Genomic DNA, 24,467 nt, shown 5'->3' on the forward strand with positions numbered 1-24,467 from the left:
TTTGGTTTAATTATTTTGTTTGTAGTATTTTTTAAATTAATTCTTAATCATTGGTATTTCATAAACCTCAGTTTTGTTATTATTGATGGTAATCAATAAATATTTTTTGTTATTTAAATTGATAATATCTAAATGCTTAACTGCTTTCTGAGTTAAATCGACACCAATTTGATTTCCTAAATAAATTGTTTTTTCATTTTTTATTAAAGCTCCTGAAAATCCATCAAATCGGCTATGATAAGGAGATACTCCAAAATAATTTCCGGCCGCAAAAACTTCTTCTTTTGTATCCGAATCAAAATTTGATTTTACAAAACAGGTAATTGGTGCTACTTGCATTTTATTAGAAAAAGCAACAAAAGTAAATTTCCCTTTGTCATTTCTTAAATACCCCGATTTCAAATTGTGCACTTCATATAATTTTGCTTTTCCGAGCATTTTTGGATCAAAAACCTCTTCTAATATTTTTCCCGCAAATGATTTATAACTATTGAATTTCTTTTTAAGCATTCCACTAAACTGTTCGGCTAACTCGTCCAGCCCCATTGTGGTGTAATACTTCCCGTTTTTCTCTTTAGCCACAATAGTTTCAAAAGAACCATTTCCGTCAAAATCATCGTAATACATTTTCATAGGAAACTCCTGGGAAGCTTTGAATTTAGAATTCATTCCCCAGTTTCCAACCAAATAATCCTTATCACCATCATTATCAATGTCAAAAGGTATTATAGACTGCCATAATCCATTACTTTTTTCAGGAAAAATAGTTTCGGTAACATCTTTGAATTTTCCTTTCGTATTGGCAAAAAAAGTCGGTTTCATCCATTCACCAATTGCGATAATATCCATTTTACTATCTTTATTAAAATCCGTAAAAATAACATCCGTAACCATTCCAATTTTTGAAAAGGTTTTACTTTCAACAATGGTAAACACACCTTTATTATTGTTCAATAAATAACAATCCGGCATGCTACCAAATCTATTGTTTACCGAATTATTACCAATAAAAACATCTAAATCACCATCTTTATCATAATCGAACATTTTTACAACTGAAGCGTTTTGGGCTAAATCAGGCAAAATCGTTTTTACCAATTGCCCCTTATTAGCTAAATATAATCGGTCTTGTAAATTAGATGCATTTTCACCTCCACCGGAAGCCACGAACAAATCATTGACTTTATCATTATTAAAATCGCCTATTACAGCTGAAGCATCTTCAAAAATAGAATCCTTTTCAATTTGATTATAAGACTTTTTAACAAAACCGTTTGAGTTCTGAAGATAAATGGCTGCTTTTTTATTTTTGGCTCCGCCAAAGAAAATATCATCTTTACCGTCTCCATTTAAATCACCTACTGCCGTTGCTGGTCCACGATCAGAACGTTGGTAAGGAATTAATTTTTGGAAAACAAAATCGATATAATCATTTTCCTGATGCGTAAAGTCGATTCCTAAATTAGTCGGTACTTTTTTGAAAATAGGCATGACAGCAGGATGTAATTTACTATAATCAAATGCTTTTCGGTTGCTATTCGGTTTTATAGTCAGTGTTTGACACGTTTTAACATTCTTCAATGTTTGATATGTTTTGTCTGGCCAAATAACCGTTAACGAATCTATAGTTCTTGTATTCCCATAACCAAAATGAATAATAGGCTCCGAAGAAGATTGAAATCCTCTCGTAGTTTGCAGTTCCTTGAATTGTTTTTTTCCTTTAGAATAAGAAATTACTTTGGTCCCAATACCAAAAGTATTTTTCCCGCCAAACTGCAATCTCAATTTTAAATAGTTAGAACTTTTATTCGTACTGTTTACATAAACGGAAGCTACGCTATTTAAATTATTAGTAATTACGTCTAAATCCCCATCATTATCAATATCAGCATAACCACTACCATTTGAAATTATGGAATCATTTTCAATCCAATCTTTAGATCTGTTTTTAAACATTAAATCTTTCGAACCTTGAAAAACGTAATTGGTCACATTGCCTTTTGGCATTTTCCTTAAAGCTTCTTTGTCCAACAATTTAGTAGCACTGATTTTGCTTTTTATCTGATCGTTTGAAAAGTATTTCACATAATCCAAATCATTTGGACGTTTCGGAATTCCATTACATACAAATATATCTTGTTCCCCATCCTCATCATAATCAGCAAATAATGCGCTCCAACTCCAATCAGTAGCTGCAACACCACTTAGTAAAGCAGTTTCTGTAAAATGTTCTCCTGCTTGATTCAGTTGCAACATGTTTCTGGTATACTGGTAATGATACCCTAATTTCTCCGTTCTCATTTTCAGCATTTGAACATTGTCATCCCCTAATGAAGATTTCAAAACTTTTTCGTCCTCTGGAAGCATGTCCAATGTCATAATATCAGGAAATCCATCGTGATTTACATCCGCAACATCGACTCCCATTGAGAATCTACTGGTATGCCCAAAATGTTTTTTCAAACTTTCCGTAAAAGTACCGTCACCGTTATTTAAGTAATAATAATCATCTTCATGAAAGTCATTACAAATATAAATATCAGGATAGCCGTCAAGATTAAAATCAGAAACCGCTATTCCTAAACCGTACCCATTGGCTCCGCCAAAAATTCCTGCTTGCTCGCTTACATCAACAAATTTGTTATTATCATTCCTAAATAGTTTATCTCCGCATTCGTAACTTCTCTTATTTCTAATTTCAGCATTACCAAATGATAATTCAGAATGAACAGCATGATTTAATAAATACATATCTAAATCGCCATCATTATCATAATCAAAAAATGCAGCAGATGAGCTGTAATTATCTAAATCTAATCCGTATTCAGCAGCACTTTCGGTAAATGTGTTGTTCTTGTTATTGATAAATAATTCGTTTTGACCTTCAAAGCCATTAATGCCAACAACTGAACAAACATAAATATCTAAATATCCATCTCCATTTACATCTGCCATTATAACCCCAGCATTCCAATCACTTTGCCCTTCTACACCAGCTTTCGTTGTAATATCCTCAAACTTATTACCGCCTTTATTCAAATACAATTTATTCTTACCTTGATTTGAAGTAAAATAAATATCTACCAAACCATCATTATTGATATCTCCCAATGCAACTCCGCCACCATTATAATAATAGAGATAATCTAAAATAGAGATGTTTTTGGATTCTAATAATTGGTTATTGAATGTAATATTGCTTTTCTCTGACGATAGTTTTTCAAACAACTGATCTTGCTTTTTTGAACAACTGACAATCAGCAATGAAACTAATACTATTCTAAAAAAATTATTCATTGCGTTTAAATATTTTAGGGGCATTATCATTAATAACAGCTATAACAGCAATAGTGTTATTCTTATTTTTTATTGTTTTAATATGTTTTGTTTCACCTTTCATGAAGAAACCTGATTTATTATAAGGCAAAAAAGTAAAAGTTCCATTTTTACTTCCTAAAAGTACACTCCCATAATTAGCATCTAATCTGGTAAATTGAGGCTTGAACTCGTATTGATTTCCACCCAAAATCAAATCTAAAACTCCATCTTTATTCACATCCAAAGTACAAATAGCATTTACACAAGAAAATTGAACTTCTTTTGGTAACGCTTTAACTTCAAATTTTCCATTTCCTTTATTAATAGCGATTACGCTTTCTTGAATCATTGCTGTTTTTTGGATAGAATTATCAACTATATCTTGAGCAAATAGTTCCTGAAATGATTTCTTTGAATAATCAGCATAACTTAAATTCTTCTTTTTGATTGAAGGAATTTGCTTGGCTAATTCTAGTTTTAAATGAATTGGTACATCTTTATTATCTATAAAACGGGTAGCAATTTGTTCAATTGTTCCATTATTGTCGAAATCATTTATAAATAATCGCATCGGATTAGTGCTTGATGCTTTATAAGGAGTATTAGTTCCTTTATTTCCAAGTATTAGATCTTTTTTACCATCATTATTCAAATCTACACAGCTGATTGCATTCCAAAAACCTTTTAATTCCATAAGACTTGATTTATAATCTGTCAAACGTCTTCCAGTATTTTTGAATATTCGCGGCGCCATCCAATCGCCTACAATAATTAAATCTTTTTTTCCGTCATTATCAATATCTTCCCAAACAGCATCCGTAATCATACCTACTTCATTCAATTTGAAAGCTTTCTTATCGGTTACATTAGTGAAATTTCCTTTCCCATCATTTTCCAATAATAATTGTTTTGGGTCAATTCCATAAACCCCTGGAACGCTTCGACTACCAATAAAAACATCAATATCACCATCATTATCAAAATCATTTGTAGCTATTACGGAAACATTATTATTAGTCGATGGAATATTCGTTTTACTTTTGGTATAAATCCCTTTTCCATTATTCAAATACAATCTATTTTTATAATTCGTTTGATCCGTTTTTTCGTTTCCACCAGAACCAACTAGTAAATCCTGATCTCCATCACCATCAGCATCAAAAAAACTGGCTGCGGTATCTTCATAACTGGTGTCATTATCTAAATCTTTTTGGTCCGTAATCGTGTAATTGTCTTTTCCATTATTCAAATATATTTTTCCGGCTTGTCCTTTGGCTCCGCCAATAAAAAGATCCTCGTTACCATCACCATTAACATCTGCAACAGCAAGTGAAGGTCCTTCTTGTGAAAGTTCTTTTGAAATTAAACCTTCATAATCAAAATCGATATAATCATTTTCTTTATGTGTCAAAAACTGACTTTGCTTTTCCGAAAACAATGGTTTTGGTTTATCAACTTTTGGAATATAATTTAATTTTGCTTTTGTAATATTCAAGCTGAGTGTACAATTATTTTTTATTTTTTTAATCGTTTGAAATTTACTGTTTGGCCAAATCACTTGTAAAGAATCAATTTTTTTACTTCCAATTCCAAAAGTCATAACATAATCAACAGAGGATTGAAAACCTCTTGATGGTATTAACTCTTGTCTTAAAATTTCTTTTCCTGAAAATAATTGAACCACGCTTCCTACTCCAAATCTATTTTGATTATCCCCTTTTAGTTTAACTTTTACAAAATGGTTTCCTTTGTTCTTTTCAGAATTATTTTTATAAACAAAGGCTTGCATATTGACATTATTGACAATCAAATCTAAATCGCCATCATTGTCTAAATCCCCATAAGCAGCGCCATTGGAAAAACTGGGCGTATCCAATCCCCAATTTTTGGCTTCATTAGTAAATGTTAGATTTTTATTGTTTTTGAAAGCATAATTTGGTATTGGCGTACTTGGCATTTTATTGATAATTGTTTCAATTTCTTCTTTCTTGCCAGTAACTATCATTTTTTGCATAAATTCATTAGCAAAAAAATCAACAAAGTCCTGATTGGTCAAATCGTTATAAATCCCATTACATACATAAATATCTTTGTAACCGTCATTATCCATATCAAACATCAAAGCACCCCAACTCCAATCCGTTTTAGAGACACCCGCATAATTTGCTATTTCAAGAAATTGATTGTTTCCATTATTAAGCTGCAAAGTATTTTGCATGTATTGATTGAAAAAATCTAAATTTATTTTTCTAAGATATAGATCATAGTTTTCAAAATTTGTGGTAGTTTTTAAGCGCTCATCGTTTTCAGGCAGCATGTCTGTTACAAATATATCGGCTTTACCATCATTATTTATATCGGCCATATCAGCCCCCATAGAAGATTGACTTATGTGAGATGCCCATCCTTGAATTTGTTCTGTGAAAGTTCCGTTTTTATTATTAATGTATAAATAATCTTTCTCGTAAAAATCATTAGAAATATAAATGTCCGGGTATAAATCTCCATTTACATCACCTACTGTGACTCCCAAGCCAAAACCTATAAGGCTACCATATATTCCAGATGCTTCGCTTACATCAATAAATTTTCCGTTGTCGTTCCGCAATAATTTATCTCCACCTCCTTTAAGAATATCTGCTACATCCCAATCTTTATCTCTCAAATCTCTTTTATTCGAATAATTAAGACTGCTTACAGGAATAAAGCTATTATTTAATATGTAGCAATCTAAATCGCCATCTTTATCATAATCAAAAAAAGTAGCATGAGTTGTTATACCAGTATCAGCAAGATTATATTCATCTGCTTTTTCAGTAAAGGTCCCATTACCATTATTTATAAAAAGCTCGTTTTTTTGATTATTCCCTTTTGAATTTCCAGCATTACAAACATAAATATCGAGAAAACCATCGGCATTGATGTCGACCATTACAACACCTGTCGACCATGATTTCGTACCTTCAATACCTGCTTTTTTGGAAATATCCTGAAATTTAAAATTCCCTTTATTTAGATAGAGTTTATTAGCTCCTAGATTAGATGTAAAATACACATCCGAAAGCCCATCATTATTGACATCTCCTATTGCAACACCTCCACCATTATAAAAATTTCTGTATTTGAATATATTCATATCCACACCATTCTTAACTTCATTTACAAAATTAATTCCGGTATTTGTAGAGTCTAATTTGGAAAATAAAGCATTCGCATTTTCTGAATTTTTTTTGGAGCAATTGGAGAAAAGGAAAATAAAAAGTAACAATAAAACAATACGATTAAACATATTTAAAAACTATTTAATTAGGTAATTATAATTGACCAATTTATATATTATTCATTATAAAAAAAAATAAATACTAAAAATAAATAGGTCATTTCTAAATAAAAAAATTTCATTTTTGAGTACTAAACCCATGAAAACCAATCTTTACTTTTTGTAAAAAAAAGTAGACAAAATGGAGTCTATTTCAAAGGCACTTGAAGAAACAGTATAGTATAAAAAAATAAAGAGGGTAAATCAATACCCTCTTTATAACTAACTCAAAACATAATAAATTATAATCAAACCCTTAGTAACCAGGATTTTGTTTTAAATTCGCATTAAACAAAGCGTCTGCAGGTATAGGGAATAAAGCATATCTTTTATCAGAAACGTATGGTTTCAGCTCTCTTGCTGCTAAGAATTTACCAAAACGAATCATATCATTTCTTCTCCATCCCTCATACCATAATTCTTTAGATCTTTCAAGATATACACCATCAAGTGTAGCAGGCGAAGCCGCTTGACCTGATCGTGCAGCAATAGCAGTCATGATCGTTCCAACACTTCCTGCACCACCTCTTAATACAGCTTCCGCTTTCATTAGCAAAGCATCAGAATAACGCATTAATTCATAGTCATTCTCCGGAGTACCTAAATTAGCAGCATCTGGAATATATTTTTGGCTTCTAATACCAGCCGTTTCAAGTGTAGCGCCTCCGGTAATCAATGTCAAAGCTGCAGTATAAATTAATGGATTCCCATTTCTATCTTTCAATGGTATTAACCCACCTGGTTTGTACATTTGACCAACTTGAAAACCAACATTGTTACCAAAAGCAGCAATAATCGCTGGATCTGAATTTTTAATACGTCTGTCGTTCGGACTAAATTTGTTATAATATTCAGCTACAGTAGCAAAACCATTCCATCCATCAGGAGTTTGATTGTAGTGCATACCCATTCTCCATCTTGACTGAACACCTCCACCAGCACCACCTCTTAAATTTTTTGAAGAGAATAATATCTCAGGAGAAGTGTTGTTATCTGGTTTAAAATTATCCCAATAATCCGCGGCTAAAGAGCTGCTGATTGCATCTACATGAGATACCACTTTGGTCATATCAGCTGCATCAAAAACATAAGGTCCTGCAGCATCAGCAGCATTGAAAACCCCTTTGTTTAAGTACAATTTAGCTAATAAAAAGTGAGCTGCGTCTTTATTTGCGATACTGGCATCGCCAGCAACACGTGCAGGCAAACTTCCAACAACAGCCTCTAATTCACTAATTACAAAAGCCGTTGCTTCTTGTCTGGTCCATACTTTAGGATCTGCTTCTAATGAAGACCCCGCCTCTCTGTAAGGTGCCTGTCCGTATAAATCAACTACATTGTAATAATAAAATGCTCTTAGAAAACGAGCTTGAACTACCTCTGAAGCAGTACCGTTTTCCACAACTAAATTACAGTTGTATACTTGAGACAGTAATGAATTCCATGCATTTCTAATCTCATTGTTATCTGGCGCCCAAGTGTGGGTATGCAACTGTCTCCATTTTGCATTATCATCCCAGTCACCCCCACGAGTAGGCCCTACTAAAGCATCAGTTGACATTTCGTCTAAAGCGAACATTTTGTCCTGATCTTGAAAACCTCTTAATCCATTGTAGGCACTAATCAATAAGGATGCTGTATTAACAGTACCGCCTGCAGTATTATTAATAACTACACCATCCAATACTTCTTCCTCTAGATTGGTACAACTTACCCCTAGTACAATTGTACTGACAAATAAGATGCTTTTTATAATATTATTTCTTTTCATTGTTTTTTAATTAAAATGTTACGTTAAGTCCAACAGACACACTTTTTTCTCTTGGGTAAGATAGATATTCCATACCTGCTGAAGGCACACCATTCAAAGATTTATCAGTATCCACCTCAGGATCTGAACCTGAATAACCAGTAATTATAAATAAATTAGAACCATTTACATAAAAACGAGCTGTTTTAATTTTATATTTCTCTAAAGCATCCCCCTTAATTGTATAACCAAAAGTTAAATTACCCATTCTTAAGAAATCACCTTTTTCTAAGTATTTAGTAGATGGCGAGTTTGGATCTCCCTGAGCCTGAGCTGAAGTAGCTGCTTCTTGAGTAACGTTTCTTCCTCCAAGGAAAGCTCCTTTGAAGAAATAAGCATTAGTAGTATTATTGTAGATATAGTGACCAAATGCACCATAGAAAGAAGCACTGGCATCAAATCCTTTGTAAGCAAGATTAGTAGAGAAACCAACATTTATTTTCGGTAAAGGTTGTTTGTCCAATAATTTTTTAGCTGCTGTTCCTAAACCAGTATCATTACCAGCCGCATCAGCATAGATAGAATTTCCACTTGCATCATACCCTCTCCACTCATACATGTAGTATGTATATGCTGGTTTATTATTCGTAATTACTTGCGCATAAGCATCTGACAATCCTTGTCCATTCAATCCGCCTGTAGAGATGAAACCCGCAAAGTTTTTAACCTCATTACTTAAGAAAGATGCATTACCTGAGATATCCCAAGTTAAATCTTCTTTATCAATAACTTTGTAACTTAAAGAAACCTCAACACCTTTATTGATTAAGTTTCCAGGTAAATTTTTGAAACGTGGAGACGGTGGACCTGGTTGCGTAGCAGCCGCAGGTACAGGGAAAATTAAATCTTTGGTATCTCTTTGGAAATAATCCAATGAACCTGTCAATTTATTATTAAACAATTCAAAATCAGTTCCTACACCATATGATTTAGTAGTTTCCCATTTCAAATCTGCATTAGAATTCGTATCTACACCTAAAGTACCATTGATTCCATAAGAACCTCTTGAAATTGCAGAGTTTGGTGCAAATTCCTGATTTCCTGTAATACCATAATTTCCTCTAATTTTGAAGTTGTTTACGATACCCTCTTTACTATCTACCACTTTATAAGCGATACCTGCTGACGGAAAGTAATCGTATTTGTTATTTACTCCCAATTTAGTAGATCCATCAGAACGCAAGGTAGCGGTAAGAATTAATTTTTTATATAAAGTAGCGTTAATCCTACCAAAATAAGATTGTAATTCCACTCTATTTCTAAAAGAAGAAACTCTAAACTCATTTTGAAGACCACCTTCAATATTATCAATCAAGTTAGTCTGAGCCATGTCATAACCAATTCCTGATGAATTACTTCCATCTGCAGTATAATCATAATAAGAATATCCTACTAACGCATCTAAATTAAAATTATCACTTAAATCATTATTATAATTCAAAGTATGTTCAAACGTTTTATTAAACTTGTTTTGAACAGCAATAGCTGCTTGACCATGTTTTACATCCGTTGAACCAGGAACAGCTGCCTGGGCAGTATTCAAGATATCAATAGTTGGCAACAATTGGACTTTTCGGGTAGAATTAGAACTTTCTATACCAAATAGGAATTGGTATTTCAAGTGGCTATTAATCTTCCAGGTAGTATTAATACTTCCCAAAACTTTATTTGTATTAGTAAAATCTTTGTAAGCGTCTAACAACTGTACTGGATTCAAATACGTATTACTTACTACATTATAAGAACCATTAGCATTATAAATAGGTAATGTTGGATTCCAATACAATGCTGTACCAATTAAATTTCCAATAAAACCTGCATTATTAGATAACAATGTAGTTTCATCTTTTAACGATGCATAAATCAATCTTGATTCTACTTTTAAAGCACCACCAAAAAAATCATTTGAATTGTAAAATGAAGCAGAGTATTTATCTAATCCTGAATTCTTTACGATACCATTTGTATTAGCTGCACCAAAAGATATTCTAGTATTAGAATTTTCAGTTGTTTTGCTAAAAGACAAATCATGATTCATAGTAAAACCATTGCGCATAACGGCATCTTTCCAATCATAGGTTCTTGAACCTTTATCAACTCCACCAGCAGCTACAAATTCATCTGCACTCATTACTCCAAATTTACCAGACATTTTACTGAATTGTACTGATGTACTGTAAGTTAATTGAGGTTCTTTAGATTTTCCTTTTTTAGTAGTAATTACAATTACTCCATTGGCACCACGAGAACCGTAGATAGCAGTAGAAGAAGCATCTTTCAATACACTTATACTTTCTATATCATTTTGATTCACAAAGTTTAACGGATTTCTAGCTGAAGAAGTCCCTAAATCTTGAGCACCACTGTTAGATGTAAGTCCACCACCGGCAGAAACGTTTCCACCATCCAAAGGCACACCATCAATAACGATTAATGGACCGTTACCAGAACGAATAGAAGAATTCCCCCTTACTCTAATTGCAACCCCACCTCCTGGCTCTCCACTTGATTGAGTTACTTGCACACCCGCTACTTTACCTCTCAATAATTGAGCAGGAGAAGGAGAAGATACATTATCGAAATCTTTCGCTCCAATTTGATCAACTGCACCAGTTGCATCTTTCTTTTTAACAGAACCGTAGCCAATAACTACAACTTCTTTTAATTCAGCTGAGTCTTCTTTTAACATTACAGTCACTGAGCTTTTTCCTGCTACACTTACTTCTTGAGTTTTAAGACCAATGTAACTGAAAACCAAAACTGCGTTTGAGCCAACATTTTTGATAGTAAATTTTCCATCGAGATCTGTTTGTGCTCCATTTGTTGTTCCTTTAACTAATATAGAAGCCCCTGGAAGCGGACCGCTAGCATCAGATACCGTACCGGACACATCTTGCGAATAGGTCAAACTAGTACATAGCATCGTTAGAAACACCATCAAGCCTTTTAGTAGACTATTTTTCATACGTAATAAATAAGTTGGTTAATAATTTGTTTTTAATGGTTTGTTTTAAAATATGTCGTAAACATAATACTAATTTTATGATAATATTAAGAAAATTACAAACTATAACGTTTTCGTTAAGCCGAAAACGTTTTCGATTTTAAAAATTAATACTTCAAAATATTAATACTAAAATTATATTAAACACAAAAAAAACACTTAAAAAAAACAGATATTCAACATATAATCCATTTACACCTAAAATCATTTACGCTATCATCAACACAACGCTGATTTATCAAAAAAGCATTGCGAATAAATCATTTTTATCATTATTTTAATGTAAAAATGACACAATGAACTTTTTCGTTCATTACCTGTAAAACTATAATTTTGATTATAATCAAAATAAATATCACTTTTTCCAAACGGGAAACTTCAGCCTAATAAATTCTCATTTTTTAAGTTTTTATTCTTTCGAAAATAAAAAAAGGATATCTAAAAACAAAAAACCACGAATACACTACTATTGAAATCCTTTAGAAAAGATTAAAAAGTGTATTCGTGGCTGAAAAAATTGTTTATGCTATTTATTTTATTGTAATAGTTTTGTTATCCATTCCCAAACCGATTATTTTTAAAGACTTCCATTTTTTTGGCAACAGCCCTTTATTATATTGCAATCCGTGGTCTGTTTGCTCCACTCCTCCAAAACCATAAATTACTGCTTGAAGCATCGCACCGGCTCCGGTTGCAAAATAAGGATTATTGCTATTTGCTGATTCTGAGAATACCCCAAAAGGAGGTCGACTATTTGGTAAATATGATTTCACAAAATAACTATATGCTTTTTCTTTATCTCCCAATCGAGCATACAAAACGGATAAAACTCCTGAAGCCATAGCAGGTCCATCTTTTTTATCAATTTTTTCAGCGTAATATTCCAAATCTTTTTCAATTTGTGCTTTATCAGTAATAATATGTAATGGATACGCTAATAAATTTACATCAGCTTGTTTTATAATCTGTCCTTTATATCCTTTGTAATTCTGGGTGATTCCATTTTCTGTATGAATTACTAATTTTTCAGATACCGATACCCATTTCGAATCAATAGGTTCATTTAAAATTGTGGCTGCCTTAATTGTATTTTTTAATGATTCAATAGCTGAGGCATTTGTGAATGCATTATCATCAACATGCTGTGCATATTCATCCGCACCAACAACATTCAAAATAGAATAACTTCCATCCTGATTCTTAACTACACGACTTACCCAGAAATCAGCAGTTTCTTTTAACACGTTCCATTCTTTTCTTAACCAAGACTTATCTTGTGTGTAAGCGTAATAATTCCAAAACGCAATCGAAACATCAGCCGTAATATGTTGCTCAAAGATTCCTGTCAAAGCCCAGGTTGGTGTTGCCTCTTCTCCTGTATCATCAGATTCCCATGGATACATCGCACCTTTATAGCCATATATTGTAGCTTTTTGTTTCGCTTTTTGCAAACGGTCTGAACGGTAATCCAAACATGATTTTGCCATATCTGGCTGTAAGGCTAAAAGTGTAGGATACATCCAAAGCTCGCTATCCCAAAAAATATGTCCATTATATCCCTGAGAAGACAATCCCATAGGCGCAACACTTTGTCTTGTTTCTGGACGTATATAGGAATACAAATTATACAACGCAAATCTAACGCGTTGTTGTGCATCTAAATCGCCTTCAATTTGAATATCTCCTGTATTCCATAATTCAGCCCAAGCATCTTTATGACGATTCAATAAATTATCAATTCCTTGTTGCAATGCATATATTGGCTGTCTTTCGGATTCGTTCAATGGATCCGTAATATCTTTTGAAGTACAAATTCCACCGGCAATAGCAAATCGATATTTTTTCCCTTTTACTAATTTCTTAGAAAAACCAACTTCATTTCCAGTTTGCTTCAATGTTTCGCTTTGCCCGTCAAAAAGAAATGTAGTGGATGCTGAAACGGTATATTTACCCGTTAATGTTTTTGCCGTTGTTCCAAAAACCGGCATTAAATACTGATTGTCTTTTAATACCCGAAACTGACTTTTGGCATCTTTCAATTCATCAGGGACAATCATATAATTATTAGCCAATATTTCGATATCTTTAGTAGGAGTAATTTCGACAATTGCCATAGCGGAATACGGAACCGCTCTATTGGCTAAAATTGTATAATTAATACTTGCAAAATCTTTAAACGTAAACGAAGTGGTGCTGGTTCCTTCTTTCATAGAAACCACTTGACTCCAATTATCGATATTATCAGATTTTATTTCTTGATTGTTTATAGAAAGGTGTAAGTTTAAAAATTCAATCCCTCTTACAATTCTACTGATACCATTTTCAGGGCTACCATCGTAAACACCATTGAGAATTATCTCTTTTGTTTTTAAAGGAGTATCGTCTGTAACAATTCCTATTTGACCATTTGCCATAGCAACTCCATAGTAATTTTCTCTGGAGTTTGCATATAAATGCCACTCATCTGATTTTGCTTGACCAAAAACAATTGGACTCACGAAAAACAGGAATATCAGGCTTTTAAAATTTGAAATCATAATTGTAATTTTTAATAATATTTTCAAACTTATATAATTAATTTGTTAAAAAATTAAATTATCTCATATAGTACGTTGATTACAAATCGAAAACGTTTTCGACTTATCGAAAACGTTTTTGATTACAACAGATTGAATAATTTAAAAAAAGAATTCTATTTTTATAGAGATAATATAAAAATAAATCCTTTTTTAAATGAAGTTCGCAAGTATTAGTTTATTGATTTTATTTTTCTTCGGAGCTTTATTATCTATCTTTTCTTGTAAAAAAGAAGAAAATAACACCATCATTATTGTAAATTCTTCTGAAAAAATAGAAATTGACTCTTTAAAAATATACAAAGAACCTTTTCGTCCGCAATTTCATTTTTCTCCAGAAAAAAACTGGATGAATGATCCTAATGGGATGGTGTATTATAAAGGTGTTTATCATTTGTTCTACCAATATTACCCAAATGATATTGTGTGGGGACCTATGCACTGGGGACATGCAACGAGTATGGATTTAATCCATTGGAAACACAAGAATATTGCCTTATTTCCTGATAAATTAGGACTCATCTTTTCAGGAAGTGCCGTTATGGACCTAAATAACACTTCTGGATTGGGAACTAAAGCCAACCCACCCATGATTGCTATTTTTACCTATCATAATATGGATGGTGAAAAAAAAGGAAAAACAAATTTTCAAACACAAGGATTGGCCTATAGTTTAGACGAAGGAGAAACTTGGTCAAAATATAAAGGAAATCCAATCTTAGGAAATTCCGGTTTAAAAGATTTTAGAGATCCCAAAGTTTTTTGGAACACCGAAACTAATCTTTGGAATTTAGTTTTAGTAGCCGGTGATCATGCTCAATTTTATAGTTCAAAAAATCTAATCACTTGGATATTCGAAAGTGAATTTGGTAAAAATAATGGTGCTCATGGTGGTGTTTGGGAATGTCCTGATATTTTCAAATTAAAAGTTGCTAATTCAAAGGAAGAAAAATGGGTTTTACTTATAAGTATTAATCCAGGAGCCCCAAATGACGGTTCAGGGACGCAATATTTCATTGGTGATTTCGACGGAAAAACTTTTCATACAGCACAAAAAGAGACTAAATGGATTGATTATGGCGCAGATAATTATGCAGGAGTTACTTATAATGATGCGCCAAATAATAAACGCATATTTATAGGTTGGATGAGCAATTGGCTTTATGCCAGAAATACACCGACAAAAAACTGGAGAAGTGCCATGACGTTGCCCAGAGAACTTTCACTTGAAAAATTAGGTGTGAATTATATTCTAAAAAGCATTCCGGTTCAACAGCTAAAAAAACAAGTGATTTCTGAATTTTCAAAAGAGATAGTAGATATTACTGCAAATCAAACTGTCACTATAAAATACAACAACCTCAATCAATCAGAAATCAAATTTAAAGCGCAATCAAAGAATCTAAAACTGATATTTTCTAATAATGTAAACGATTCTTTAGTAATTGATTATGATGCTAAACAAAAAACATTCTCCATCGACAGACAACATTCAGGCATCGTAAATTTCGAAGAAAATTTTGGAAAAAAAATTCATAAAACTTCAACTCCAAACATTGTTTCAGAAACTATTGACTATCGAATTCTTTTAGATTGGTCATCTATAGAAATTTTCTTAAATGAAGGAATTTACAGTTTTACAGAACAAATTTTCCCAAAGAAACCTTACACAACCTTACGAATTCAATCAAATGAAGACCAGGAAATTAAAAACATTACAATAAATAAAATAAAAAAAATTTGGAAAAACTAACACCCGTTTAGATACTAAAAAAAACCAAAACTATTAACCAATAACTATAACAAATGAATAACGTTCGAAATTGGTCTCTCACCGTAGCTGTAGCGGGATTTTTATTTGGCTTTGATACTGTGGTAATATCCGGTGCTAATTTGCCAATCAAAGAATTATGGCACACCACGCCATTATTTCATGGAATTTTCATTATGTCTATGGCATTATGGGGAACTGTTTTTGGAGCCTTATTCGGCGGAATTCCATGTGATAAATTGGGTAGAAAAAAGACTCTTTTTTGGATTGGTATCTTATTTTTAGTATCAGCATTAGGTTCTGCATTAGCACCAAATCCTTATCTATTTTCATTCTTTCGTTTTATAGGAGGAATCGGTGTTGGAGCCTCTTCTGTAGCGGCGCCCATCTATATTTCTGAAATTTCCACAGCAAAAAACAGAGGAAAATTAGTTGCTTTATTCCAATTCAATATTGTATTTGGAATCTTAATTGCATTCTTTTCTAATTATTTGTTTGAAGGATTTGCTGGTGCAAATGACTGGCGATGGATGATTGGAATAGTCGCTTTACCTGCATTCATTTATAGCATTATTGTTTTGCAAATTCCGGACAGTCCACGTTGGTTAATTTTAAAAAAAAGAGACGATACTGCTGGTTTGAAAGTATTGGAAATGATTTATACTAAAGAAGAAGCTTTAGAAAATTTTGAAGAAATAAAAAAAGATGTTATTGACTCCACAGTAAAAGAAACCATTTTTTCCAATAAATATAAACTACCGGTAATTTTAGCTTTTCTGCTTGCTTTTTTCAACCAATTGTCAGGAATCAATTTTATCTTGTACTACGCTCCTGAAATATTAGAAATGGCAGGACTAGGCTCGAAAGAATCTTTGATGAACTCCATATTAATTGGATTAATAAATTTGATTTTCACTATTGTAGGCATGCGATTAATAGATGTTCTGGGAAGAAAACAACTGATGATAATTGGCTCTATTGGGTATATTGTAAGTTTAGCAATGGTAGCTTTAGCATTTTACAATAATCTAGGCTCTATTATTTTAATGGTATCCATCTTATTATTTATAGCTTCACATGCAATAGGACAAGGAGCCGTAATTTGGGTATTTATCTCCGAAATATTCCCGAATAATGTTCGGGCAAACGGGCAATCGTTTGGGACTGGAATTCACTGGATTTTTGCAGCCTTAATTACATTGGCCGGACCAGTTGTGATTGATTTGTTTAAAGAAAACCCTTGGCCGATATTTGCCTTTTTTGCCTTTATGATGGTTTTGCAATTGGTATTTGTACTATTTATGATGCCCGAAACTAAAGGATTATCACTAGAAGAATTAGAACATAAAATGCTTAACAATGAATAATATCAAAAAAGAAATTAGTATCGTTTGCTTTGGGGAAGTATTGTTTGATGTTTTTCCAACACATAAAAAAATTGGTGGAGCACCCTTGAATGTGGCACTTCGACTAGCTTCACTTGGAGTAAAAGCTCAAATAATAAGCCGTGTTGGAAATGATAAGATAGGCAAAGAATTACTGGAATTTATCAAAGAAAATGGTGTGTCAACAAACTCTATACAAATCGATGATTCCTTTTCAACTGGTGAAGTATTGGTCCAATTAGATAAAAAAGGATCTGCTTCCTATACTATCAATTATCCTGTTGCTTGGGATAAAATTGAATGCAATCCAGAAATTGAAAATGTAGTAAAAAAAGCGGAAGCCTTTGTTTACGGAAGCCTTGTTTGCAGGGATTTTATTTCGTTCAATACTTTATTGGAACTTATCAATTATGCCAAATACAAAATATTTGACGTCAATTTACGTGCGCCGTTTTATACCAAAGAAGTACTTATTCGACTAATGCTACAATCTGATTTTATAAAATTTAATGATGATGAATTGTATGAAATAAGTGGTTTTCTTAAGTCTCCTTATCATTCATTGGAACAAAACATTCTTTTTATCGCGGAGCAAACAAATACAAAACACATCTGCGTAACCAAAGGTAGCCATGGAGCCGTTTTATATTACAACGAAAAAATGTATTATAATAGTGGCTATAAAATCGAGGTCATTGATACTGTAGGCTCTGGAGATTCGTTTTTGGCCGCATTACTTTACAAATTGTTAAGCAATGATGAACCCCAAAATGCTATTGATTTTGCTTGTGCCATGGGTGCTTTAGTAGCAAAAAATGAAGGTGCAAACCCCAAAATAACAGATAAAGCAATTCATACATTTATGAACCCTACAAAAAAATAATACCAAATAATCCTTATACCATTAACTCAAACAACCATGAAACCTATTATCAAATCATACTTATTTTCTGCTCTGATGCTATTCGCCGCTGAGAGTACAATCGCACAAAACATGTCTGTAAAAACAACTCAAAAAAATGATCCCAAATGGTGGAAAGAAGCCGTTGTATATCAAATATACCCTAGAAGTTTCAAGGATAGTAATGGCGATGGAGTTGGCGATTTAAAAGGAATTATATCCAAATTAGATTATGTTAAAAGCTTGGGAATAGATGCTGTTTGGCTTAATCCTATTTATACTTCTCCAAATGATGATAATGGTTACGATATTAGCAATTATCGTGAAATTATGAAGGATTTTGGAACTATGGAAGATTTTGATCTTTTATTGAAAGAAATGCACAAGCGGGGTATCAAACTTGTCATGGATTTAGTGGTAAATCACAGTAGCGACGAACATGAATGGTTCAAACAATCCCGAAGTTCTAGAGATAATAAATATAGAGATTATTACCATTGGTGGCCAGCCGAAAAAGGCAAACCTCCTTATAGATGGAGCTTTTTTGATGTGAATAGTGATGCTTGGAAATATGATGCGCAAACGGATTCCTATTATCTTCACTATTTTTCTCAAAAGCAACCCGATTTAAATTGGGAGAACCCAAAAGTTAGATATGAAGTGTATGATATCATGAAATTTTGGTTAGACAAAGGTATTGATGGTTTTAGAATGGATGCATTTCAGTTTGCTTCAAAAGACACAACTTGGCCAGAATTACCAAAAGGATATGAAAAAAACATCATAAAATACTACGGAGTAGGTCCTCATTTACATGAATATTTACAAGAAATGAACAAAGAAGTTTTTAGTAAATATGATATCATGACCGTTGCTGAAGGTGCTGGTAGTTCTCCGGAAGATGCGATGCAATTTGTAGATCCAGACCGAAAAGAATTAAACATGGCATACCATTTTGAAAGTGTTGATATTGGTAAACATGTAAAAGATTTTGGTCTTGTAAAATACAAGGAAATTTTTTCTCGTTATGATGAAGCCTTTAAAGACAAAGGTTGGCTTTCTATTTTTCTCGCTAATCACGATCAACCCAGAATGGTCAGCAAATTTGGTAATGATAATCCTGAATTTCGAGAAATTTCATCGAAAATGCTTTCTACTTTTGTGATGACAATGCGAGGAACTCCTTACTATTATTATGGAGATGAACTAGGAATGGTCAACATTCGATTCAATTCAATTGATGATTACCACGATGTTGATACCCGCAACAAGTACATAGGATTAAAAAATAAAGGGGGCGATTTGAATGCGTTTTTAGAAGGACAAAAACAAACTTCGAGAGAAAATGGAAGAACACCTTTTCAATGGGATGATACTCAAAACGCAGGTTTTACTAGTGGAACACCATGGCTGAAAGTAAATCCAAATTATAAAACCATAAATGCTGAAGCAGAAGAAAAAGATCCAAATTCAGTATTAAATTATTTTAGAAAATTAGTACAATTACGCAAAAAAGAGCCAACGCTTGTTTATGGAAAATATACATTATTAGACAAAGAAAATCCAAATGTATATGCCTACACTAGAGAACTAGACGGTAAAAAATTATTGGTTCTTTTGAATTTTACTGATAAAAACAGCACCTACAAAACAGGGTTTCCAGTTACTAAATCTAAAATTATTTTAGACAATTATGTTGGAACTAAAAAACTAAAAAACAATATCTTACGCCCTTACGAAGCCATCGTAATAGAGATTAAATAATAATAAAAAATATAAAATCCATAATTTAAAATTAACTGTTTCTTGAAAATTGAATTACAATAAATTAATTGTAAATTCGTTTTTCAAGAAGCAGTTTTTTATTCGGCTTTTATAGAGTATCGAAATATGAACAACACAACACTCAAACAAATTGCAAATCAACTGGGAATTTCTATAACAACCGTTTCAAAGGCTTTGAAAGGCTATACAGATGTAAGCGAAAAGACAAAAAAAGCAGTTATCGAATTAGCAAATCAACTCCATTATACTCCAAACAGTTTTGCAGTAAACTTAAGAACAAAAGAATCTAAAACAATTGGTCTGATAATCCCAACACTTGTTCATGACTTTTTTTCAAATGTAATTCAAGGAATTCTTGAAGAAGCTGAGAAGAGGGATTACCTGGTCATTATTTTACAATCAAATGAAAAATTCGAGTTTGAAAAAAAACAGATTGACCTTTTATTGAATAAAAGAGTGGATGGAATTTTAATGTCCTTATCTAACGAAACCGGCGAATTTGAACATTTAAAGACTATACTTTCTCATAATACTCCGCTCGTACTTTTTGATAAAATTGCAAAGCTTGTTAACTGCTCTAAAGTAACTATTAATGATAGAAAAGCAGCTTATGATGCTGTTACCTATCTAATAAAAAAAGGATATAAAAAAATTGCTCATTTTAGAGGTTCCTATTTGCCACAAAATTCCATCGACCGATTTTTAGGATACAAAAAAGCATTAGAAGACAATAATATTATCTATGACTCATCGTTGGTTTATGTGTGCGACAACAACATGGATTTTGAAAATGGATATGAAAATGCAAAAAAAGCACTCAATGAACATCCAGATATTGACGCTATTTTTGCAGTTACTGATTTAGTTGCAGTGGGAATTATTAAATACTGTAATGAAGTAGGTATTACTATTCCAACACAGATTGCAGTTTTAGGATTTAGCAATTGGTTTATGTCAAGTGTAATAAGTCCAAAACTTTCAACCATTGACCAACCCGGATTTGAAATTGGAAGAAAATCAGCATCAATCTTATTCGATGAAATTAATCTAAAAAAGAACAATTTACCTGTAGTTTTTCAATCAATTGAATTAGGAACAAGTATAATTGAAAGACAGTCCACTTAAAAATCCAACTGTTTAATAAAAACAGTAAACTACCGTATTTCGCAATTTAACTAATCTATATTAATATGTTTATTTTAATAAAAAAAACAGAAATACGATAAAAATTAATATCTTGTAAAAGAATATATTAAACTATAGTCGTTTTTAATAAATATTAATTAAGACAAAGGCTTATCAAATTTCAAATAAAACTGTTCCTAAAAAATATTTTCATAAAATTAAATACGTAGAAATCCAATTCATGAAAGATATCACTCTTAAGGAAATTGCAACAAAATTAGGAATTTCAATAACGACTGTTTCAAAAGCATTGAAAAACTATCCTGATGTTAGTGCAAAAACTAAACAAGCAGTAATTGATCTAGCTCAAAATCTACATTATACACCTAACAGCTTTGCCGTAAATTTAAGAACAAAAGAATCAAAAACTATTGGTTTAATTATTCCTGAAGTAGTGCATCACTTTTTTTCGAATGTGGTAAATGCTATTATCGATGAAGCGGAAAAAAATGGTTATTTGGTTATTATTCTACAATCAAATGAGTCATTAGAATTAGAAAAAAAACAAGTAGAACTTCTTATCAAGAAAAGAGTCGATGGAATTATCATTTCACTTTCTAACGAATCAAATAACGATGATCACTTAAAAGAAATAATCAACAGGAATATTCCTTTTGTTATGTTTGATAAAATAAACAAACTAATTTCTTGCTCAAAAGTAATTATAGATGACCAAAAAGCAGCATTTAACGCTGTTCAACACTTAATAGACAATGGCTGTAAAAAAATTGTCCATCTCCGCGGCCCTTTAAATCCACAAAATTCTATTGACCGTTATATAGGATATAAAAAAGCTTTAGAAAAAAACAATATCCTTTTTGATACCAAATTAGTTTATACCTGTGAAACCGTGTCTTTTCAGGAAGGATTAGATTTTGCAAAACAAATAATAAAAGATCATCCTGATGTTGACGGAGTATTTGCAGTTACTGATTTGGTTGCAGTAGGTGTATTATCTCATTTTAATGACAACAAAATTAAAGTTCCTCAACAAGTTGCTGTAATTGGTTTCAGCAATTGGTTTATGTCACAAGTACTGACACCTAAATTAAGCACTATAGATCAGCCAAGCCATGAAATGGGAATTGAGTCTTTTAATCTATTATTGGAGGAAATGAATTGTCATAAAGAAGGAATTCCTTTTACACCAAGGACTATTGAATTAGAAACAAGTGTTATTATCAGAGAATCTTCGATTAGAGATTATAGCTTAACTTAAATCAGCTAATTATAAATATCCAATTACTCTAAAAAATCAATATTCCGTTTAATTCCCTGAAATTTCGCTCTTTTAAGAGGCGAATTTTTAAACACAACTCTAAATGTTTCTTCAGTAACTTCTTTCCAATCTTTTTTGGACATGGAAAGCAATTCAGGATTTGGCCTAAACAAAGGTTCTTTATGAGCTTTTGAAAACTTATTCCACGGACAAACGTCTTGACAAACATCACAACCAAAAGCCCAGTCATCGAATTTTCCTTTCATCTCTTCAGGAATATTTTCTTTTAGCTCTATTGTAAAGTAGGAAATACATTTACTCCCATCTACAATATACGGTGCCACAATCGCTTCCGTTGGACAAGCATCGATACAGGCAGTACACGTTCCACAATGATCCGATGTTGCATTATCAAACTCTAAATCTAAGTCGATAATTAGTTCGGCAATAAAGTAAAAAGAGCCTACTTTTTGAGTCAGTAAATTACTGTTTTTACCAATCCATCCTAAACCACTTTTGGCAGCCCAAGCTTTATCGAGTACTGGGGCAGAATCTACAAAGGCACGTCCAGAAACTTCACCGATTGCTGATTGAATCGAAAATAAAAACTCCTTAAGCTTTTCTTTAATGACAAAATGGTAATCTTGTCCATAAGCATATTTTGAGATTTTATAAGAATCCGGATTTTGAAGTTCCTCGGGATAATAATTTAATAAAAGAGAAACTACGCTTTTAGCATCATCAACAAGTAAAGTTGGATTTAAACGTTTGTCAAAATGATTTTCCATATATGACATTTCACCATTTCTATTTTGATTTAACCAATTTTCTAATCGTGGAGCTTCTTCCTCTAAAAACTGGGCTTTAGAAATACCACAAGCCAAAAATCCGAGGCGTTTTGCTTCGGATTTAATGAACTCTGTATATTTAGATTTTTGAATTATGATATAAAAGTTAAAATTAGTAGTTTATCCAAATTAGCCCTGATTACGTCAATTAGCTTCAATTTTTATAGGAGTACCGTGAACTTCGTTTGAAGCAGAATCCTATTTTATTTTTCACGAGATAGATATAGCGAATAGCAGTACATGAGCTTAGGGAACTGACGAAGTAAATAGCTCTCAAAATTAAAACAATCCGCCTTGAATATTCGTATTTAATTTACCCAAATGTTTATAGGCTTTGTCGGTTACTTCTCTACCCCTTGGAGTTCTCATGATAAATCCTTCTTGAATAAGAAACGGCTCGTAAACTTCCTCGATTGTTTCACTACTTTCGGACACGGCTGTCGCCAAAGTTGATAAACCAACAGGTCCGCCCTTGAACTTATCGATAATAGTAGTTAGAATCTTATTGTCCATTTCATCCAATCCATGAGCATCTACATTTAGAGCTTTTAGCGCATAACGAGCAATTTCGATATCAATTTTACCATTTCCTTTTATTTGTGCAAAATCACGAACACGACGCAACAATGCATTGGCAATACGTGGCGTTCCTCTACTTCTACCAGCAATTTCAATTGCAGCTTCCATAGTGATAGGCATTTTGAAAATAGCGGCACTTCGTTCCACAATTGTGGTTAATAACTCCGTTGTGTAATATTGAAGACGTGATGAAATTCCAAAACGAGCTCTCATCGGTGCTGTCAACAGACCAGAACGAGTTGTAGCACCAATTAAAGTAAATGGATTTAGATTAATTTGGACAGTTCGTGCATTTGGTCCAGATTCAATCATTATATCAATCTTGAAGTCTTCCATCGCAGAATACAAATATTCTTCGACTATGGGACTTAAACGATGGATTTCATCAATGAATAGCACATCTCTTTCTTCCAAATTGGTCAACAAGCCGGCTAAGTCGCCCGGTTTATCTAAAACAGGTCCTGAAGTAATTTTTATGCCTACTTGCAACTCATTGGCCAGAATGTTTGCCAAAGTTGTTTTCCCTAAACCTGGAGGACCATGAAAAAGAGTATGATCAAGTGCTTCATTTCTTTGATTTGCTGCTTGAACAAAAACTTTTAAATTTTCTAATATTTGGTCTTGACCGGCAAAATCATCGAATGAAAGCGGTCTTAATTTTTTTTCAAGATCAAGCTCATCTGCATTATAACCGTTTGTTGTTGGATCTAAATTTTCATTCATGTAACAAAGATAAAGAAAGTATTTAGTTTGGCAGAATTCCCTTT

At 32.5% G+C, this 24,467-nt stretch carries 13 protein-coding genes; 6 read left to right on the top strand and 7 right to left on the bottom strand.

Annotated features, from left to right (window positions below; genetic code table 11):
* Positions 1 to 36: 36 nt before the first annotated feature.
* From ACM55K_RS06330 to ACM55K_RS06350, 5 genes are all read right to left on the bottom strand, one after another.
* Positions 37 to 3,297: a VCBS repeat-containing protein gene (locus ACM55K_RS06330; RefSeq protein ID WP_416849392.1), complete on the bottom strand. Its 3,261-nt coding sequence runs from the start codon at positions 3,295 to 3,297 to the stop codon at positions 37 to 39.
* Entirely contained in the window at positions 3,290 to 6,607 is a 3,318-nt protein-coding gene (locus ACM55K_RS06335) for a VCBS repeat-containing protein (RefSeq protein WP_416849393.1), read from the bottom strand. The genes ACM55K_RS06330 and ACM55K_RS06335 overlap by 8 nt, the downstream gene beginning before the upstream one ends.
* 286 nt (positions 6,608 to 6,893) lie before the next feature.
* Entirely contained in the window at positions 6,894 to 8,408 is a 1,515-nt protein-coding gene (locus ACM55K_RS06340) for a RagB/SusD family nutrient uptake outer membrane protein (RefSeq protein WP_416849394.1), read from the bottom strand.
* 10 nt (positions 8,409 to 8,418) lie between these two features.
* A complete protein-coding gene (locus ACM55K_RS06345) occupies positions 8,419 to 11,412 on the bottom strand; it encodes a SusC/RagA family TonB-linked outer membrane protein (protein ID WP_416849395.1) in 2,994 nt (997 codons plus the stop codon).
* Between the two features lie 569 nt (positions 11,413 to 11,981).
* A complete protein-coding gene (locus ACM55K_RS06350) occupies positions 11,982 to 13,988 on the bottom strand; it encodes a glycosyl hydrolase family 95 catalytic domain-containing protein (protein WP_416849396.1) in 2,007 nt (668 codons plus the stop codon).
* A 196-nt stretch (positions 13,989 to 14,184) separates the two neighbouring features.
* Between ACM55K_RS06350 and ACM55K_RS06355 the strand changes: the two genes are divergently transcribed.
* The 6 genes from ACM55K_RS06355 to ACM55K_RS06380 all read left to right on the top strand — a co-directional run bounded on the left by ACM55K_RS06355 (position 14,185) and on the right by ACM55K_RS06380 (position 22,273).
* Positions 14,185 to 15,780: a glycoside hydrolase family 32 protein gene (locus ACM55K_RS06355; RefSeq protein WP_416849397.1), complete on the top strand. Its 1,596-nt coding sequence runs from the start codon at positions 14,185 to 14,187 to the stop codon at positions 15,778 to 15,780.
* A 53-nt stretch (positions 15,781 to 15,833) separates the two neighbouring features.
* Positions 15,834 to 17,165 (top strand): sugar porter family MFS transporter, encoded by a 1,332-nt coding sequence (locus tag ACM55K_RS06360; RefSeq protein ID WP_416849398.1) that lies wholly within the window; start codon positions 15,834 to 15,836, stop codon positions 17,163 to 17,165.
* The gene (locus tag ACM55K_RS06365) at positions 17,158 to 18,066 is read left to right on the top strand and encodes a carbohydrate kinase family protein (RefSeq protein ID WP_416849399.1); all 909 of its coding nucleotides are present in this window, start codon (positions 17,158 to 17,160) and stop codon (positions 18,064 to 18,066) included. The genes ACM55K_RS06360 and ACM55K_RS06365 overlap by 8 nt, the downstream gene beginning before the upstream one ends.
* 36 nt (positions 18,067 to 18,102) lie before the next feature.
* Positions 18,103 to 19,848 (top strand): glycoside hydrolase family 13 protein, encoded by a 1,746-nt coding sequence (locus tag ACM55K_RS06370; RefSeq protein WP_416849400.1) that lies wholly within the window; start codon positions 18,103 to 18,105, stop codon positions 19,846 to 19,848.
* A 126-nt stretch (positions 19,849 to 19,974) separates the two neighbouring features.
* Positions 19,975 to 20,994, top strand: coding sequence for a LacI family DNA-binding transcriptional regulator (locus ACM55K_RS06375; RefSeq protein WP_416849401.1), 1,020 nt, complete (start codon positions 19,975 to 19,977; stop codon positions 20,992 to 20,994).
* Positions 20,995 to 21,235: 241 nt separating this feature from the next.
* Entirely contained in the window at positions 21,236 to 22,273 is a 1,038-nt protein-coding gene (locus ACM55K_RS06380; protein WP_416849402.1) for a LacI family DNA-binding transcriptional regulator, read from the top strand.
* Positions 22,274 to 22,296: 23 nt separating this feature from the next.
* Here ACM55K_RS06380 and queG read toward each other — a convergent pair whose 3' ends face one another.
* Both queG and ruvB read right to left on the bottom strand, forming a co-directional pair.
* Positions 22,297 to 23,220, bottom strand: coding sequence for a tRNA epoxyqueuosine(34) reductase QueG (gene queG, locus ACM55K_RS06385; protein ID WP_416849485.1), 924 nt, complete (start codon positions 23,218 to 23,220; stop codon positions 22,297 to 22,299).
* A gap of 180 nt (positions 23,221 to 23,400) precedes the next feature.
* Positions 23,401 to 24,423: a Holliday junction branch migration DNA helicase RuvB gene (gene ruvB / locus ACM55K_RS06390; RefSeq protein ID WP_416849403.1), complete on the bottom strand. Its 1,023-nt coding sequence runs from the start codon at positions 24,421 to 24,423 to the stop codon at positions 23,401 to 23,403.
* Between the last annotated feature and the right edge of the window lie 44 nt (positions 24,424 to 24,467).

The organism is Flavobacterium arabinosi (assembly GCF_048158725.1).
GTDB classification, from domain to species: Bacteria; Bacteroidota; Bacteroidia; order Flavobacteriales; family Flavobacteriaceae; genus Flavobacterium; species Flavobacterium arabinosi.